The organism is Rathayibacter sp. CAU 1779 (genome assembly GCF_054551755.1).
The window spans coordinates 160269-176643 of sequence record NZ_JBTOLK010000003.1; the positions used below are offsets into that span (position 1 = coordinate 160269).

Here is a 16375-nt window from a genome sequence, read left to right on the forward strand (position 1 = left end):
GGTGGCCTCGTCAGTGTCCGGATGACGACCCGGCCGCCGATGAGGCCGATGGCGGCTCATCGGGCTCGGGCAGACCGAGACGTGCAGCCATGAGCACGATGAGCGCTTCGGTATAGGCGTCCACGTCGTCGATCACGCCGACGTAGTGCCCGAAGAGCTCGAACGAGATGTGGCCGAAGAGCTGCGACCACACCTGAACACCCGCGACCAGAGACGGACGCAGCGCCGGCGGGAATCCGAGCTCGTCGCCGAGACGCACGAACGAGGGCGCGAGCACGTCGCGTGCCGGGTCCTGCGGAGGGCGGCATCCGGCGGCCGCGGCGTCCTGGAGCAGCCTGGCGAGAAGCCTGCCGATGATCGATGCGGGTTGCAGTGTGCTCGGCGGAACGCTGTATCCGGGCACCGGCGCGCCGTAGATGAGCGCGTACCTGTGCGGGTGCTGCTTCGCCCACTCCCGCGCACTGCGGACGATCACGGCGAAGCGTTCGCCGAGGCGCTCCCTGCCGATGTCGTGCTCGGCATCCGAGACCCATTCGCCGAGTTCGGTGTGGGCCTGCACGATCAGATCGGTGAGCAAGGCATCGCGACTCGGGTAGTGCCGGTAGATCGCCGAGCTGACCACCCCGAGTTCGCGGGCGATGGCGCGCAGCGAGACGGTCTCGGCTCCGCTGTGTTCCAGGGTGGCCGCGGCCGCGTCGAGCACCTGCTCACGCGAGATCACGGGCTTCCGACCGCGATGGACTGACCGGTCTGTCACCCTTCCATCCTGCCATCGTTCTTCTCGAATTAGTGATCGATGCTCTTGAAATCCCGCCGCCGATCCCCTAGGTTTCCGGTGAGCGGTGCTCACAAATCATGCGGGCTCTCGTACTCGTCGATGCGAGCTCGTGACCATTGCTCGTGAAGACTGCTCGCGAATCGCGGTGGTTTCGCACAGCGGGATCATCGCGTGCTGTCGTCCCCCACGACAGCCGTCGAAACGGAAACACGAGGCACATGACGACTCGACTGGTCCTCGGAGCCGGCCTCATCGGCTCCCTGCTCACAGCACAGCTCGCCGAGCGGGGCGACTCGGTACGCGTCGCGAGCCGGAGCGGTACGAAGGTGGACGGCGCGCTCTCCATTCGACTCGACGCGTCCGACCCGGATGCCGTCACCCGCGCCGCCGAGGGCGCCGAGACCATTTTCGTGGTCACCAATCCCCCGTACACGTCGTGGCCGCGCGACTGGCCGCCCGTGTTCCGGGCCGTGATCGCCGCCGCCGAACGATCGGGGGCATCCCTCGTCGTCATGGGCAACCTGTATCCGTACGGCTCACCGACCGGACCGATGTCCGAGAACTCGCCAGAGCTGACGAACGAGACGAAAGGCCTCGTGCGCAAAGCCGGATGGCTCCAGGTGCGCGAGGCGACGCAGGAGGGGCGCATCCGCGGGGTCGAGGTGCGGGCCAGCGATTACTTCGGTCCCGGATCGGACGCCACGGCACACCTTGGAAAGGCCTTCTTCACCGGAATCCTGGGGTCGAAGACGGTGCGCGGTGTCGGCGGCGTCGATCTCGACCACAGCTGGAGCTACCTCCCCGATATCGCGGCCACACTCGCGGCGGCGGCCGACTGGACCGGAGACTGGGGTCGCGTGTGGCACGTGCCGAGCGGCGCCCCGCATCCCCGAGCGGAGATCGCCGCCCAGCTGAACGCGCTGTACGGGACGACGGGCGAGGCCGCTGCGATACCGCAGTGGGTGCTGCGCGCCGCCGGACTCGTGAGTCCGATGATGCGCGAGATCCACGCGTCCAGCTATCAGTTCACCGTGCCGTACGTGATCGACGCAGCCGAGACCAGCGAGCTCCTGGGCGTCGAGGAGACGCCATGGCACGAGTCGCTCACCACCACCGCGGAGTGGTACCGCACCCGGATGTGATCACGCACCCGCCGGGCCTCCGCGAGACGCCCGCCGGGCTCCTGCGCGTCGTCCGCCGGTTCACAACTCAGGAAGCGACGGCGCGCAGTGCGTCCGGACGATGAGGATTCGCGGCCAACGGGCGCCGCAGCGCGCTCCGATCCTGAATTGTGAACGTCGACCGGTGCGAGCCGGCCGCGACCGGCGGTGGTCAGGCGGAGGCGATGATCTTCTCCGCCCGCTCCCTCGCCCAGCGCTCCGCTTCGGCGAGCGTCGGGAGATCCAGCGCCACCGGCGCATCGTGCTCGTCGACGACGCGCTCGATCGTGTCGACGATGCCGAGGAAGCCGAGACGCCCGGCGTGGAACGCAGCGACGGCCTGCTCGTTGGCGGCGTTGAACACCGCCGGATAGCTGCCGCCTGCTCCGCCGACGCGTTTGGCGAGGGCCACGGAGGGAAAGGCGTCCGCGTCGAGGGGCTCGAACGTCCACTGCTGAGCGCTCGTGAAATCGAGCGGGACACCGACGCCTGCGACGCGGTGCGGCCAGTCGAGTCCCAGCGAGATGGGCAGCCGCATGTCGGGTGGCGATGCCTGGGCGATCGTCGACCCGTCGACGAACTCGACCATGGAGTGCACGATCGACTGCGGATGCACGGCAATGTCGATCCGCTCGTACGGCACGTCGAACAGCAGGTGCGCCTCGATGACCTCGAGACCCTTGTTCACGAGGGTCGCCGAGTTGGTCGTGACGACGAGCCCCATGTTCCAGGTGGGGTGCGCGAGCGCCTGCTGCGGGGTGACATCCGCCAGTTCGGCGCGGCTGAAGCCCCTGAACGGACCGCCGGATGCCGTGACCACCAGCCTGCGCACCTCGCCCTTGTCCCCCGCGAACAGCGCCTGCGCGATGGCGGAGTGCTCCGAGTCCACCGGCACGATCTGGCCCGGATCCGCACGTGAGGTCACCAGGTCACCGCCGACGATCAGCGACTCCTTGTTCGCCAGCGCGAGCGTGACGCCCTTGTCCAGGGCGGCGAGGGTCGGGCCGAGTCCGACGGATCCGGTGATGCCGTTGAGCACGACGTCGGCGTCGACGTCGCGGATGAGCTGCTCGGCCTCGTCCACGCCGAGGGCGGTGTGCTCAACAGCGAACTCCGCGGCCTGGGCATCCATCGCGTCGCGGTTGCGGCCCGCCGCGAGCCCGACGACCTCGAAGCGGTCCGGGTTCGCACGGATGACGTCGAGCGCCTGGGTTCCGATCGAACCGGTGGATCCGAGAATCAGTACCCGTCGCATCCGCTCATCGTATCGGCGGGCGGAGTGATGAACCCGCCCACAGCGATCAGTGCTGCGTCTCCAGGATGTCGATCACGAAGACGAGCGTGTCGGTGCCCTTGATGCCGGCCTGCGACTGACCCGTCGTGCCGTATCCGTCGGCCGGCGGGATGACCGCGACCACCTGAGAGCCGACCTTCTGTCCGACCAGTGCCTTGGTGAACCCGGGGATCACCTCCGAGGTCTGCATCGTGGAAAGGCCGCGACCCCAGCTCTGGTCGAAGACCTTGCCGGTGCGCCAGTTGACGCCCTGATACTGCAGCGTCACCGAGTCGCCGTCCGCCACCGTGGCGCCGTCACCCTGCTTGAGCACCTCGACCTTGGTCTCGGTGGGAGCCTTGAGGCTCTTCGGGATGGTGACCGTCGGCTGGCCACTTGCCGCCACCTTCACGGTGGGGAATCCGGCCTGCGCGGCCTGCGGCGCGCCGTCGGCCTTCGACGGAACGGAAGAGAGGATGTCCACCACGAAGACGACGGTGTCCGTGGCCTTCAGACTGCTGACGTTCGACGACGGGTCGCCGCCCCAGGCGTCCTTCGCCGTTGCCGTCGTGACCAAGCGGGATCCGACGGGTGCGCACTCGACGGCCTGCGTCAGGCCGGGGATCAGCGAGCTGCCGCCCACGGTGACGGGAATGGTCGCGGTGCCCGCGTAGCCGTTGCTGGTGAGCTTCGTGCCGCTCGTGCCGTTGTAGACGACCATCGAGATGTCGACCGTCGCACCCGTCTTGGCCTGCTCGCCGTCGCCCTTGCTGATGTAGCTGCGCTGGGTGTCCGAGGCCTTCAGCGGCTTCGAGAACGTCACCGTCGGCTCGGCGGCGGAGTTGTCCTTGGCCGCGTCGCCCGCCACCTTCACCGAATCGGACACGCTTCCCGACTTCGGCGGGTTGCACGCCGTCGACGCGGACTTCGCGGAGGCGGAAGGCGTCGCCGTGCTCGTTCCGTTGCCCGAGCCGGCGCATCCGGCGAGCAGCAGGGCGGCAGCGGCGGACACGGCGAGGACTGCTGGGATCTTCAGGCGCACGGCATCGCTTTCTGAATGTGGAGTGGGGGCCACCTCAGTGTGCACCATGCGCCTAGGCTCCCGCTGGGAACGGGCGTGCACGCACCCTGGAATCGACATCCGCCCGCCCACCGTACGATGGTGGGATGCCCCGCGAATTCTCCGTGCCGCAGTCTCGTGCCGTCGTGACCCCCCTCCCCGGACCGCGGTCCGTTGAGCTGCAGAAACGCCGCGAAGCATCCGTTTCGCGCGGCGCAGGCACACTGGCCAACATCTACATGGACCACGCCTCGGGCGCCATCCTCGTGGACGTCGACGGCAACCGGCTCATCGACCTCGGATGCGGCATCGGCGTCACGACGATCGGTCACGCGCACCCTGCTGTGGCGGCCGCCGCCTTCGAGCAGGCGAGCAAGCTCACGCACACGCTCTTCACGGTGACCCCGTACGAGAACTACGTTCGGGTGGCCGAGAAGCTCGCCCAGATCACGCCGGGCGACTTCGAGAAGCACTCCATCCTGGTGAACTCCGGCGCGGAGGCCGTCGAGAACGCGGTGAAGATCGCGCGCAAGTACACGGGACGCCGCGCGATCGTCTCACTCGAGCACGCCTTCCACGGCCGCACGAACCTCACGATGGCGATGACCTACCGCCCGTGGCCGGAACGTGCAGGCATGGGTCCGTTCCCCGGCGAGCTCTACAGCGTCCCAGGCAGCTATCCGTTCAAGGACGGTCTCAGCGGCGACGAGGCCGCCGACCGGACGATCGACTACATCGAGACCCACATCGGCGCGAGCGAGATCGCGGCGTTCTTCGCCGAACCGATCCAGGGCGACGGCGGCATCGTCATCCCGGCCGACGGATACTTCACCCGCATCGCCGAGTACTGCCGCGAGAACGGCATCGTCTTCGTCGCCGACGAGATCCAGGCCGGCATCGGCCGCACCGGAACCTGGTATTCCATCGAGCACTTCGGCGCGGTTCCCGACCTCGTGACGAGCGCGAAGGGCATCGCGGGCGGCTTCCCGCTCGCAGCCGTGACCGGTCGCGCCGAGATCATGGATGCCGTGCAGCCCGGCGGCATCGGCGGAACGTTCGGCGGCAACCCGGTCTCGACGGCCGCCGCACTGGCGACGTTCGAGGCCATCGAGAACGAGAACCTCATCGCGGAGGCGCAGCGCGTCGAGCACGTCCTGCGGGCACGGATCGGCGACTGGGCCGAACGCTTCGGGGTCGTGGGCGAGGTGCGCGGCAAGGGCGCCATGTGGGGCATCGAGCTCGTCGTGCCCGGAACACGCAAGCCCAACCCCGAAGCGTTGACCGCCGTGCTGCGTCACGCGACGAGCAACGGCGTGATCGCTCTCGACTCGGGCAGCTGGGACAGCGTTCTGCGCCTCCTGCCCTCCGTCGTGATCAGCGAGGAACTCATCGACGACGCGGCGAGCGTGATCGAGGTCGCACTGGCGGCGCAGTCGGTCTGAGCCGACCTCCTGCCGCTCAGGCCGCGAGCAGCAGCGGCTTCCCGGCCGCTGACACGAATGCGCGCACCTCGCCGACCGGCGGCCGATGCGCCGGCGCAGGCATCCGTGCCTCGCTCCTGCGCGGTGCTCCCGGATCGCTGGCGCTCGGCAGAAGGTGCCGCGTGCCCGTCGATGCGGCCTCTTCCTGGTCGCGACGTCTGGCCGTGAGGTCGAGGATGGGCGCCATGCCTCGGGCGGCCGCGCGTTCCGCGACGACGAGTTCGACATCCGTCTCCCTCATCAGCTCGCGCAGCGTCACGCCGAGCACGACGCACACCGTCTGAATGATCTCGCTGGAGGGCTCCTTGCGGCCGCGCTCGATCTCGGACAGGTAGGGAAGCGAGATCGCTGACGCCTGCGACACCTCCCGCAGCGTGAGCCCGCGTGCCTGCCTCAGTCGCCGGATCGCCGATCCGACCGCGTGCCTCAACAGCATCACCGCTCCCTCCCGTCGGTCCCATCAGGCTACGCGTCGTCGGCCATCGGATCGTCAGGACGCGTTCTGCTCTGCGCGAAGTCGCCGTGGGCAGAAACCACGGTCCCGGAACGGGTCGCCGCCCCAGCATGGGCACACGACGACAGGAGACGACACCATGACGGAGTCCCGCACCATCAGCCCAGCGCAGCAGCCCGTGTTCGACCGCCTGCTGGACGACCGCATCCTCTTCCTCGGCGTTGAGGTGGACGACGGCATCGCCAACGAGCTCTGCGCCAAGCTGCTGCTGCTCGCCGCGACGGACCCGCACCGCGACATCCAGCTGTACATCAACTCCCCCGGCGGATCGGTCACGGCGGGCTTCGCCATCTACGACGCCATGCAGTTTGTCAGCCCGGACATCGTGACCGTCGGCATCGGCTTCGCCGCCTCGATGGGCCAGTTCCTGCTGAGCTCCGGCACGCCTGGCAAGCGCTTCGTGCTGCCCAACACGAGGGTGGTGATGCACCAGCCGCACGGCGGATTCGGCGGCACGGCGGCGGACATCAGCCGGCAGGCCGAGCAGATCGTGAAGTTCAAGAACGAGATGGCGCGACTCACCGCGGAGCAGACGGGACACACGATCGAGGAGATCCTGCGGGACGGCGACCGGGATGCCTGGTACAACGCGAGCGAGGCCGTCGACTACGGGTTCGCGGACGCGGTGATCTCCTCGCAAGATGCGCTGTCGGGTGCAGGCATCCGCTGACAACGCGCCGCCGATGACCCGGCATGTGCGCACGCCTGGGCCAGCGTCTCCCCCGGGTACGCCCTAAGGTCGAAGGCATGCCCGAGCGCGACCGCGAGACAGCACGCATCGGCGACTGGACGGTCCGTGCCCCGACCGCCGACCTCGTGATCGTGGCGATCGCCGCGCTGTCCGTGATCGTGTTCGCCTTGGCGGTGGCGCTCGCGCCCCGAGCAGAGCCGGAGCGAGCGCCGTCCGACGCCCGATTCCGTGCAGGCCTGATCATCAGCGACGCAGCCTTCTACGACCCGGACACCATGACGGTCGGGCAGGTGCAGCGCTTCCTCCAGAAGCAGCGATGCTCATCGGACGACGGATCCCCGTGCCTCGCCGACTATCGTCAAGACACGCCGGACGAGCCAACGCAGTATGCCCACTGCGCCGCGATCACCGGGCAGAAGGCGGAGCGTGCGAGCTCGATCATCGTGCGCATCGCGCAGGCGTGCCGCATCAGCCCGAAGGTGCTGCTCGTGCTGCTGCAGAAGGAGCAGTCTCTGCTCACGCATCCGAGCGCGTACGGGTACCAGCGGGCGACCGGATACGGATGCCCGGACACCGCCGCCTGCGACACCCGATACTTCGGATTCTTCAATCAGCTCTACAACGCAGCGTGGCAGTTCCGCGAGTACACGGTGGGCGGCACGTCGTGGCGCTACCACGTCGGGAAGGTCGCCATCCAGTACCACCCGAACGCGGCGTGTGGATCCAGCGTGGTCGACATCCGCACGCAGGCGACGGCGAACCTCTACAACTACACGCCGTACCAGCCGTCGCCGCAGACGCTCGCGCATCCGGATGTCGTCACCGACTGCTCCACGTTCGGCAACCTCAACTTCTGGCGCCTGTACACGGAGTGGTTCGGGTCGCCTCTGGTGGAACCGTTCCCGCCCCAATACGACGGATGCCTCAACCTCACGGGCGGAACACGCTGCTCCATCGATCCCCGCACCGGGCTCTGATACGGGAACCGGCATGCCATCGCCGGAATACGACGCTACGTAGGGTCGCATCATGACCACACTGTCGCGGCCGGAGCGCCCCATCGCGTCATCCGCAGTCCTTCCGCCCCTGGCCACGACAGCCGGACGAACGGACATGGCCTCGGCCGGACGGCCGGGATCTGGGGCTCCGGCCGCATCCGCCGCCCACGCCGACGCCCACGAGACGCGTCAGGCCGCGTCCAGCCCGCGCCCCGGATTCCTGTACTCCTTCGGCCGTTTCGTCGTGGCGCCCGTCGCCCGCGTGCTCTACCGTCCGCGCGTGGTCGGCCGCCGTAACGTGCCGAAACAGGGTGCCGTCATCCTCGCCAGCAACCATCTGTCGTTCATCGACAGTGTCGTGATCCCGGTGGTCGCGCCGCGGCGCATCCAGTTCCTCGCCAAGTCGCACTACTTCGAGGGCACAGGCATCGTCGGCTGGATCAAGCGCACGTTCTTCGCGGCGATCGGCGCCGTCGGAGTGAAGCGGGGTGCGGGACGGGACTCCCAGACGGCGCTCGAGATCAGCCGGAGCATCCTGGATGCCGGCAGCGCCTTCGCCCTCTACCCCGAGGGCACTCGGTCGCGTGACGGTCGCATCTACCGAGGTCGCACCGGCGTCGCCTGGCTCGCACTCACCACGGGAGCGCCCGTCATTCCCGTCGGCCTCATCGGCACCGAGCGCCTGCAGCCCGTCGGCAAGCGGATGCCCCTCTTCGCCCCCGTGACGGTCGCGTTCGGCGAGCCCATCGACCTGTCGTCGTTCGGTCCGGCGACCAGCGGCAAGGCGCGCCGTGAGGCGACGGATGCCGTGATGGCCGCGATCCAGAAGCTGAGCGGCCAGGTCGAGGCCGGCATCTACAACGAGGCACCGTCGGACGAGCCCGTCGCCTGAGGCGATGCGTCACGGCCTCCTCCGCGGTGGGCCGCTGCGACACGACGCCTGCGGACGGACGAATCGCGGCGTTTCCGCGTGCCGGGCCGGTTCAGGCGCTGCGCGTCACGGGCTCATGCTCCACGGGGAAGTTCACGGATGACGCGATGAAGCACAGCCGCGACGCCTCGGCATGCAGGCTCTCCGCGAGCTCGAGCTGCGCCGCATCGGCGATCGTCACCTCGGGGCGCAGGGTCACGACCGTGAAGTGACCTCCCCCATCGGAGGTCGCCGTCATGGTTCCGGTCGGCGTGTCGACGTAGGCGGTGACGACGACGCCGTTGCGCTGGGCCACATGCAGGTAGCTGAGCATGTGGCACTGGCTCAGCGCCGCCACCAGCAGCTCCTCGGGGTTCCAGCGATCGGCGTCTCCGAAGAACGCCCGGTCGCTCGAACCTTCGATCGGCGGATTGCCCTCGGCGCTGATCAGGTGATCGCGACCGTAGTCCCGATATCCGCTCGTGCCTGATCCCCGGTTTCCTGTCCACTCGATGGTCAGCGCGTAGTGGTGATCGACGTTCATACGCTCGTAGTCCTCGTCTCGTGCGGGTGTGGCCCGTGCCATCGCTCCGCGGTCATCGGCTGCAGAGCACCGGATGACGACTACTCTGCCGGATCGTCGACGGCGCCGCAGGCGATGAGGCCCACCGCCTGTCGTCGCCCGTGCCACTCGCGACGAGCGGACGGCCTCCGTGATGAGCGACCGTCCCGACGAGATCCCCGGCCGTCATCGGCGGAGCGCACGGCGTTGCGCCATGGCCGCATGGCACGCACGAATCGTGCGCTCCCCGGCCGCATCCGCGGCAACCCGCCTGGCTAGACTCGAAAGCACCATGAGCGATTCGGTGCGTGTTCCGCGGCCCCCCATCGGCACCTTCGAAGCAGCGAACGCGGTGGAACTCGCCGTGCAGGAGCGCAGTGGGTTCGTCGAGAACCGGCACGTCGGATCCGCCGTGGTCCTCGGCTCGGACGGCGAACGCGTGCTCGCCCTCGGCGATCCGGAGGCGCTCGTACTCCCCCGGTCCACCATGAAGCCGTTCCAGGCCGTCGCGTCGATCGGCGCCGGGGCCGTACTCGATCCGGAACAGACGGCGATCGCCACGGCCAGCCACGCGGGAACGGCGGATCACGTCGCGCTGGTGCGCGGCATCCTCGCCAGCGTCGGGTTGGACGACAGCGCGCTGCTGTGTCCCGCGGCGCTTCCGGCCGACCGGGAGTCGCGCGAGCAGGTGCTGCGCTCGGGCGGATCCGCCGCATCCGTCTACATGGAGTGCTCCGGCAAGCACGCGGCCATGCTCGCCGCCTGCGTTGCCAACAGCTGGACGACGGCGGACTACACGGATCCGCGGCATCCGCTGCAACAGCACGTCAAGGACGTCGTCGAGCGCCTCACCGGCGAGAAGATCGCGCACACGGCCGTCGACGGATGCGGCGCCCCGGTGTTCGCCATCTCGCTGACCGGACTGGCACGCGGCATCCATCGCATGGCGAGCGCCTCGGAGCAGTCGCCGTTCGCTCTTTACAGAAACGCGGCGCGGGTGCACCGGAGCGCCAGGGAGCATCCGTGGGCGATCTCCGGCCGTGGGCGCCCCGACACCGTGCTGATGGAGACGCTCGGCGGGTATGCGAAGGCCGGAACGGACGGCGTGATGACGATGTCGACGGTCGAGGGCGCGACGGTGGCGGTGAAGGTGCTGGACGGCAGCGTTCCCGCCGCTCGCGTCAGCGCAGTGGCACTGCTGGCGGCGGCGGGCGCGATCGACAAGGCCGCCGCGGCACAAGCTCTGGAGCACGTGGACACCACGATCCTGGGCGGCGGCGCCCCGGTGGGTCGGATGCGACCCGTGGTCTGAGCCGAAATCCCTCTGGTCGAGGGCGGAGCTTCGCGGTCAACGAAGACCGCGATCGGGCCGGTCGGTCCGAGAGGCAAGAGAACGGAACACGATGAGAATCTCCATTCCTCGCGAGATCAAGAACAACGAGTACCGGGTGGCGATCACGCCTGCCGGAGTACACGATCTCGTCTCGCACGGGCACGAGGTGCATGTGGAGCGCGGAGCAGGCGACGGCTCATCCATTCCCGATTCGGCATACGTCGAGGCGGGGGCACTGATCGAGCCGGATGCGGCGTCCACCTGGGCGAGCGCCGACCTGCTGCTCAAGGTCAAGGAGCCGATCGAGTCCGAGTACGCGCACTTCCGCGACGGGCTCGTGTTGTTCGCGTACCTGCATCTCGCGGCCGAACCCGCGCTCACCCGTGCCCTCGTGGACAACGGCGTGACGGCCATCGCGTACGAGACGGTGCAGCGCGCTGACCGCACGCTGCCGCTCCTCGCACCGATGAGCGAGGTGGCCGGACGGCTGGCCCCCATCGTCGGCGCGAACGCGCTGCTGAAGCCGCAGGGCGGATCCGGACTGCTCGTTCCCGGCGTGCCGGGCACCTATCCGGCGAAGGTCGTCGTGCTCGGCGGCGGGGTGGCCGGTACGAATGCGGCATCCGTCGCCGTCGGCCTCGGTGCCGACGTGACCGTGCTCGACACGAACGTGGGTCGGTTGCGCGAGCTCGACGCGCTCTATGCGGGACGGATCAAGACCGTGGCATCCACGGCCTTCGAGGTGGAGCGAGCCGTGATCGATGCCGATCTCGTGATCGGATCCGTGCTCGTGCCGGGGGCCAAGGCGCCCAAGCTGGTGCGCAACGACATGGTGGCCAGGATGCGACCGGGCAGCGTGCTCGTCGACATCGCCGTCGACCAGGGCGGATGCTTCGAGGACTCGCATGCCACGACGCACGACGCACCGACCTTCCGCGTGCACGACACCGTCTTCTACTGCGTGGCGAACATGCCGGGTGCCGTGCCGCACACCTCCACCCACGCCCTGACCAATGCGACGCTCCCCTACCTGAGGGCCATCGCGAACAACGGATGGAAGGCGGCACTGGGCTCGGATCCGGCGCTCGCGCTCGGGCTCAACGTCGTGGACGGCAGGATCACGAACCCCGGTGTCGCCGAGGCGAACGGGATGCAGGCCACGCCCTTGAGCGCCGCCCTGGCTTAGGCCTGTCAGATGATCAGGGCCGGCGACGGTGCGCTCGGCGCGATCGTTCGACGCAGAGCCGTCATCACGTCTCATCCCTCGGGTCCGGCCACGCCGCGCGAGCGAAGGTGCCGGAGGAATCGCAGACCAGCAGGCGACCCGCCGCCGTCACCGGCGGCAGCACCCGCGAATGCAGCGTCGACCGGATCTGGGCGAGACTGCATCCGTCGAACACGATCGAGGCACGGGGGCGCAGACGCCCGAGGAGGGACCACTGCGCCTGCCACGCATCCGGATCCCCGACGATCACGGTGGGCGGATTGCCGTTGCTCACGCGAAGGGAGCCAGGGTTCGCGGCGTTCGCAGGACCCTCGTCCGGCCCACCGAACAGATCCGCAGCGAGTCCGGTCACCGGGCGGGCGCCCTTCCGGACGACTCCGTCGGCCAGGCTCGTCGTCGCCCCGAGGGATCGGCGTGGGTCGAGCTCGTCCAGTGCGATGACCTCCACCTCGGTGTCGGCAGCGCGCACCCGGCGCGCCGCTTCGGCCGGCGCCGCGGTGACGACGAGCGTGACGGTGCCGGAGCCGAAGGCCAGGGGAACCGTGCGTGCGGGGACGGCGCTCGATGCGGGCGCTCCCGCCGGTGCGGGGGCAGATCCCGACGTCGGCCGAGCCGGATGGGAGCCGATTTCGCCCGGCGAACCATTTGACCCCTCTGCGTGCGGCGCAACGAGCACGACCTGAGCGGCTCTGTCGTGCCACACGCCGCGTCCCGGAGGCGCCTCCGGGTCGAAGAACTCGGTCGGGGCCCCAGCCAGCGTGTGCTCCTGCCTGTCGGCCTGCCGAAGCAGGAGCCGCTCGCCGAAGTGCGACGCCACGCCTCTGAGCGCGCTCGGCAGCACGGATCCGGAGCACACGACGGCGATGCCGGCCCGCGGACCGTCCACCAGCAGTGCCCGCAGGCTGTCCGCGACGGCATCCCTGTGGTCGTCGTCGAAACGAGCGAGCAACGCGTCGACGTCGTCGATGATCACGAGGCACGGGGACGTCCCTGATGACGCTTGCCGTAGTCGAGCTTCGGCGGCTTCGACCGCATCCCAGGCTCCTTCGGCGTCGGCCGGCACGACGATCGTGTCGCCCGCCCACTGGGCTGCGACGGCCCGCAGCGTCGTGGACCTGCCAGACCCGCGGACACCGAGCACGAGCAGGTGCGCCAGCGATGGTCGGTACACGATCCCTTCCTGTCGTTGACGATCCGGATCGTCGAGCGCGCCGAGGACCACCGCACCCTCAGGCGGCGCGCCGAACGCGGCCAGCGGTATCTCGGTGGGCAGCGCGGGAAGCCAGGGGGCCGGCGGACGGCGGGATCCGTCCTGGAGCCGAGCTACGGCATCCACGTCAGCCGGATCGGATGACGCTGCCTGCGCGAGGATGACCTCGCCGTCTCTGGCGACCACGAAGCGTCCGGGGACGGAATGTGGGAGGTGCGCTGCGGCATCCGTACCGAGCAGGGCGACACTGTCGGCCTCGGATGACAGCCGAAGCGAGAGCCGGAGAGCACAGTTGGCCACGAGCGCATCGCTGAGCACACCTGTCGCACGTTGGGTGCCGAGCACGAGATGCACGCCGAGCGCTCGGCCTCGCGCCGCGACATCGGCGAAAAGGTCGGAGAGCTCGGGAAACGCGGCGAGCATGGCGGCGGCCTCGTCCACGACGATGACGAGGCGGGCGAGACCGTCGCCGGCGTCGCGCACATCGGCGACGCCGAGCTCGGCGAGCACGGATTCGCGTCGACGCAGCTCCGCCCGCAGGCTCCGCAAGGCTCGTCGGGCTTCGCCGTGACCGAGGTCGGTGACGACGCCCACCGTGTGCGGCAGCGCGCGGAGTGCCCGGAAGGCCGTGCCGCCCTTGAAGTCGACGAGGAGGAACGACACCCGCGAGGGCGACGCGGACGCGGCCATCGCGAGCACCCAGGCCACGAGGAGCCTGCTCTTCCCACTGCCCGTGGTACCGGTGACGATCGCATGCGGGCCCGATGAGACAAGGTCGAGTACCAGCGGACCCGCCGCAGACATGCCGATGGCGGCCGAGAGAGAGCTGTCGGCCGCGGTTCCGGACGTGTCGGGTGCGGCGGCGGGGGGCACCGCATCTGTCGTGCGCGCGGTCGCCGGAGCGACAGCAGCAGAGTCCGCGACTGCGGGGAGCAACGAGTGGAGCTCCGACCAGCGCACGACGGGCGGGAGAGTCCGCTGCGGCGCGACGCCCTTGGACCGTGCGGCGGCGGCGAGAGCGCGCCCGAAATCGGCACCGGCCTGAGCGGTCAGCAGCTCGCCGTGGAACGCAGCGATCCCCTCGGTCGGCGACAGCACCGTCAGCGCACCCGATGCGTCTGCGCGCAGCACGAGCCTGCACCCGGCGGGAAGGTCGTCCACGTGCTCCGCCACCGCCACCGTGCCGGTCATCGGCGAGGACGCCGCTGCACGAAGCGGGCCCGCATGCGGAGGACGCTCCCACGCAGCGTCGGCCGTGCCGCCCGCGTCTTCAGCTGTATCGACGATCCGGAGAACCAGTGACTCGCCGCCGAGATGTGCGACGTGCGGATAGTGCTTCAGCCACGCGTACTGCTCGCCTGAGGGTGCGCTGAAGGCGAGCACGCCGGGCGGATGAGCGAAGGCAAGCTGCATCACGAGGCCGCGCACGTACGCCCGCGCTACCGGCAGGGGTGCGACGACGCCGATGCCGGCGCCGGGATCCGCGACGATCGGCGCATCCGTCACGGTTCGCGCCTTCGCCATGAGCGCGCGGTCTGATTCATCGTCCACCGAGCCCGTGACGGGTGTGGCGGCCGTCACGGAACCCGTCCCGGCCCTGACCGGTGCGAAGCGATCGCCGCCCTCCGCCCAGCGCCGCGCGCCGTATGCCGCGTCCGTCGTCAGTGCCGAGGTCGTCGGATGGCGGGCGTTCAGCGCGCGCCGCTCGACGTCGTGTGCGGCGGCCACATCGTCGAGGAAGCGGGCCGCGGAGTCCGCGTAACCGCGAGCATCCGCTCGGCGACGCCGTCGTGCCCCGATGCGGCCGTCGATCGTGCTCGCGACCGCGATGACGGGACTGAGCCCCGCGAAGGCGATCATGAGGGTGGATCGAGTGACGGCGAAGAGCACCGCGGCACCGATCAGCGGGGCGAGCACCGCGAGCAGAGGGAACGGCGATCGGAGCGGCGGAGCGGGATGCCGTGGCAGCGTGAGCGGTTCACCGACGGCGGGATCGAGGGATGGCATGCACCCATTCAGGGCCATCCGGCGAGACCGCGAGCTCGATCGGACGTGATCCGTGCACTCCTGGCCGATCGGCAGCTTGGGGATGACGAGACCCGCGCCGCCTCAGCGCTCCGCACATCACCGGCTCAGCGCTTCGCGCACCGCTGACTCAACGTCGCGTATCGCTGCCCCAGCGTTCCGCGTACTCGCGGTCCAGCGAGCCTCGGACCGGCGGCTCAGCGCACGTCGAACCAGTGATCGCCGATCTCGACGCGGCCACCGCGCGGCACGCGATAGCGCCGCCCCGGCTCGCAACGGTGCGGTGCCCCCGCCGGCGGGATGATCACGGTTCCGTTCGCCGAGTAGCGATCGCACACCCAGAGCTCGCCGGTCTCGAGGCCGAACTCGAGGTGCGTCTTCGAGACCGAGCGCTCATTGTCCGCGATGGACACCAGCTGGTCGAACCGTTCCGTCTGCTGCGGGTACGGCCGACGTCCGAGCAGCCCTGCGCCGACCACCACGACCCGCTCCCCCGTGGAAAACGACAGCACGTACGGCACGGGCGCGCCCCGCTGCTGCGACGCAGGCACGCTCTCGGATGTTGAGACGACCGGCGACTCCGCGGTCGGCACGTCGGCGGCGGACGGTACGCCGGGGCGGTCGTCCGCCAGCGGTGCGTAGCCTGCGGAGCCGGACACCGCATCGTCTGCATACCTGGCCCGAACGCTGGACGCCGGGCGCGGCGCCGGCAGGTCGTCAACGGAGAACCCCCGAGCGCTCGGGTCGGATCCGTCACGATCGGACCGAGTTCCGCCGGCACCGGCACCCTCCGCCGAATCGAGGCCGTCGACCGCGTCATCCTCGTCGTCGCCCTGAACCGTGACGACGGACGCCGACGCGCCAGGGTCCGGCTCGCCAAGATCCGCCTCATCCGACGCCGGCTCGCGCGGTGCACCGGCTGTCGACGCCGCTGCATCGTCGGGCTCGGAGACGTCTGGTTGATCCTGAACGTCTTGCGCGGCATCCTGCCCCCCGTCGGTGGCCGAGTCGGACCGGCCGGCACCGAGATCGGCGAACACCCAACGCGACGTCGGACGGATCACCATGGTGTCACCGGGCCGCGGGTCCACGATCCGCGCACGCGGAGTCGTCGCCGCTGTCACAGCTCGCCCGCAATTGCCGCAGAACAGAGCA

Annotated in this window: 14 protein-coding genes; 7 read left to right on the top strand and 7 right to left on the bottom strand. The window is 69.6% G+C overall.

Annotated features, from left to right (window positions below; translation table 11 throughout):
• Nucleotides 1–10 precede the first annotated feature (10 nt).
• Nucleotides 11–757: a TetR/AcrR family transcriptional regulator gene (locus tag ACX9R5_RS14930; RefSeq protein ID WP_459409835.1), complete on the bottom strand. Its 747-nt coding sequence runs from the start codon at nt 755–757 to the stop codon at nt 11–13.
• Between the two features lie 239 nt (nt 758–996).
• Here ACX9R5_RS14930 and ACX9R5_RS14935 point away from each other — a divergent pair, with 239 nt between their 5' ends.
• Nucleotides 997–1920 (top strand): NAD-dependent epimerase/dehydratase family protein, encoded by a 924-nt coding sequence (locus ACX9R5_RS14935; RefSeq protein ID WP_459409836.1) that lies wholly within the window; start codon nt 997–999, stop codon nt 1918–1920.
• 190 nt (nt 1921–2110) lie between these two features.
• Here the strand turns inward: ACX9R5_RS14935 and dxr are convergent, their stop codons facing one another.
• Together dxr and ACX9R5_RS14945 are read right to left on the bottom strand one after the other, a co-directional pair.
• Nucleotides 2111–3193 carry a 1-deoxy-D-xylulose-5-phosphate reductoisomerase gene (gene dxr, locus ACX9R5_RS14940; RefSeq protein ID WP_459409837.1) on the bottom strand — a complete coding sequence of 361 codons (1083 nt, stop codon included), beginning with the start codon at nt 3191–3193 and terminating at the stop codon, nt 2111–2113.
• A gap of 46 nt (nt 3194–3239) precedes the next feature.
• Entirely contained in the window at nt 3240–4301 is a 1062-nt protein-coding gene (locus ACX9R5_RS14945; RefSeq protein WP_459409838.1) for an FKBP-type peptidyl-prolyl cis-trans isomerase, read from the bottom strand.
• Nucleotides 4302–4378: 77 nt separating this feature from the next.
• On the opposite strand from ACX9R5_RS14945, the gene ACX9R5_RS14950 reads away from it, so the two are divergent.
• Nucleotides 4379–5713 (top strand): aminotransferase class III-fold pyridoxal phosphate-dependent enzyme, encoded by a 1335-nt coding sequence (locus ACX9R5_RS14950; RefSeq protein ID WP_459409839.1) that lies wholly within the window; start codon nt 4379–4381, stop codon nt 5711–5713.
• Between the two features lie 16 nt (nt 5714–5729).
• On the opposite strand, the gene ACX9R5_RS14955 is transcribed toward ACX9R5_RS14950, so the two are convergent.
• Nucleotides 5730–6188, bottom strand: a complete 459-nt coding sequence (locus ACX9R5_RS14955) for a helix-turn-helix domain-containing protein (protein ID WP_459409840.1) — start codon at nt 6186–6188, stop codon at nt 5730–5732.
• 157 nt (nt 6189–6345) lie between these two features.
• Here ACX9R5_RS14955 and ACX9R5_RS14960 point away from each other — a divergent pair, with 157 nt between their 5' ends.
• From ACX9R5_RS14960 to ACX9R5_RS14970, 3 genes are all read left to right on the top strand, one after another.
• On the top strand, nt 6346–6936 hold the full coding sequence (locus ACX9R5_RS14960; protein ID WP_459409841.1) for a ClpP family protease: 591 nt from the start codon (nt 6346–6348) through the stop codon (nt 6934–6936).
• Nucleotides 6937–7013: 77 nt separating this feature from the next.
• Nucleotides 7014–7934: a hypothetical protein gene (locus ACX9R5_RS14965; RefSeq protein WP_459409842.1), complete on the top strand. Its 921-nt coding sequence runs from the start codon at nt 7014–7016 to the stop codon at nt 7932–7934.
• Nucleotides 7935–7986: 52 nt separating this feature from the next.
• Nucleotides 7987–8847, top strand: coding sequence for a lysophospholipid acyltransferase family protein (locus ACX9R5_RS14970; protein WP_459409843.1), 861 nt, complete (start codon nt 7987–7989; stop codon nt 8845–8847).
• A 91-nt stretch (nt 8848–8938) separates the two neighbouring features.
• Here ACX9R5_RS14970 and ACX9R5_RS14975 read toward each other — a convergent pair whose 3' ends face one another.
• Entirely contained in the window at nt 8939–9409 is a 471-nt protein-coding gene (locus ACX9R5_RS14975) for an OsmC family protein (protein WP_459410102.1), read from the bottom strand.
• A 310-nt stretch (nt 9410–9719) separates the two neighbouring features.
• Here ACX9R5_RS14975 and ACX9R5_RS14980 point away from each other — a divergent pair, with 310 nt between their 5' ends.
• Nucleotides 9720–10739: an asparaginase gene (locus tag ACX9R5_RS14980; RefSeq protein WP_459409844.1), complete on the top strand. Its 1020-nt coding sequence runs from the start codon at nt 9720–9722 to the stop codon at nt 10737–10739.
• 91 nt (nt 10740–10830) lie between these two features.
• The gene (ald, locus tag ACX9R5_RS14985) at nt 10831–11946 is read left to right on the top strand and encodes an alanine dehydrogenase (RefSeq protein ID WP_459409845.1); all 1116 of its coding nucleotides are present in this window, start codon (nt 10831–10833) and stop codon (nt 11944–11946) included.
• 64 nt (nt 11947–12010) lie between these two features.
• Here ald and ACX9R5_RS14990 read toward each other — a convergent pair whose 3' ends face one another.
• Both ACX9R5_RS14990 and ACX9R5_RS14995 read right to left on the bottom strand, forming a co-directional pair.
• Nucleotides 12011–15202 (bottom strand): FtsK/SpoIIIE domain-containing protein, encoded by a 3192-nt coding sequence (locus ACX9R5_RS14990; RefSeq protein WP_459409846.1) that lies wholly within the window; start codon nt 15200–15202, stop codon nt 12011–12013.
• A 215-nt stretch (nt 15203–15417) separates the two neighbouring features.
• Nucleotides 15418–16287 carry an FHA domain-containing protein gene (locus ACX9R5_RS14995; RefSeq protein WP_459409847.1) on the bottom strand — a complete coding sequence of 290 codons (870 nt, stop codon included), beginning with the start codon at nt 16285–16287 and terminating at the stop codon, nt 15418–15420.
• Nucleotides 16288–16375 lie beyond the last annotated feature (88 nt).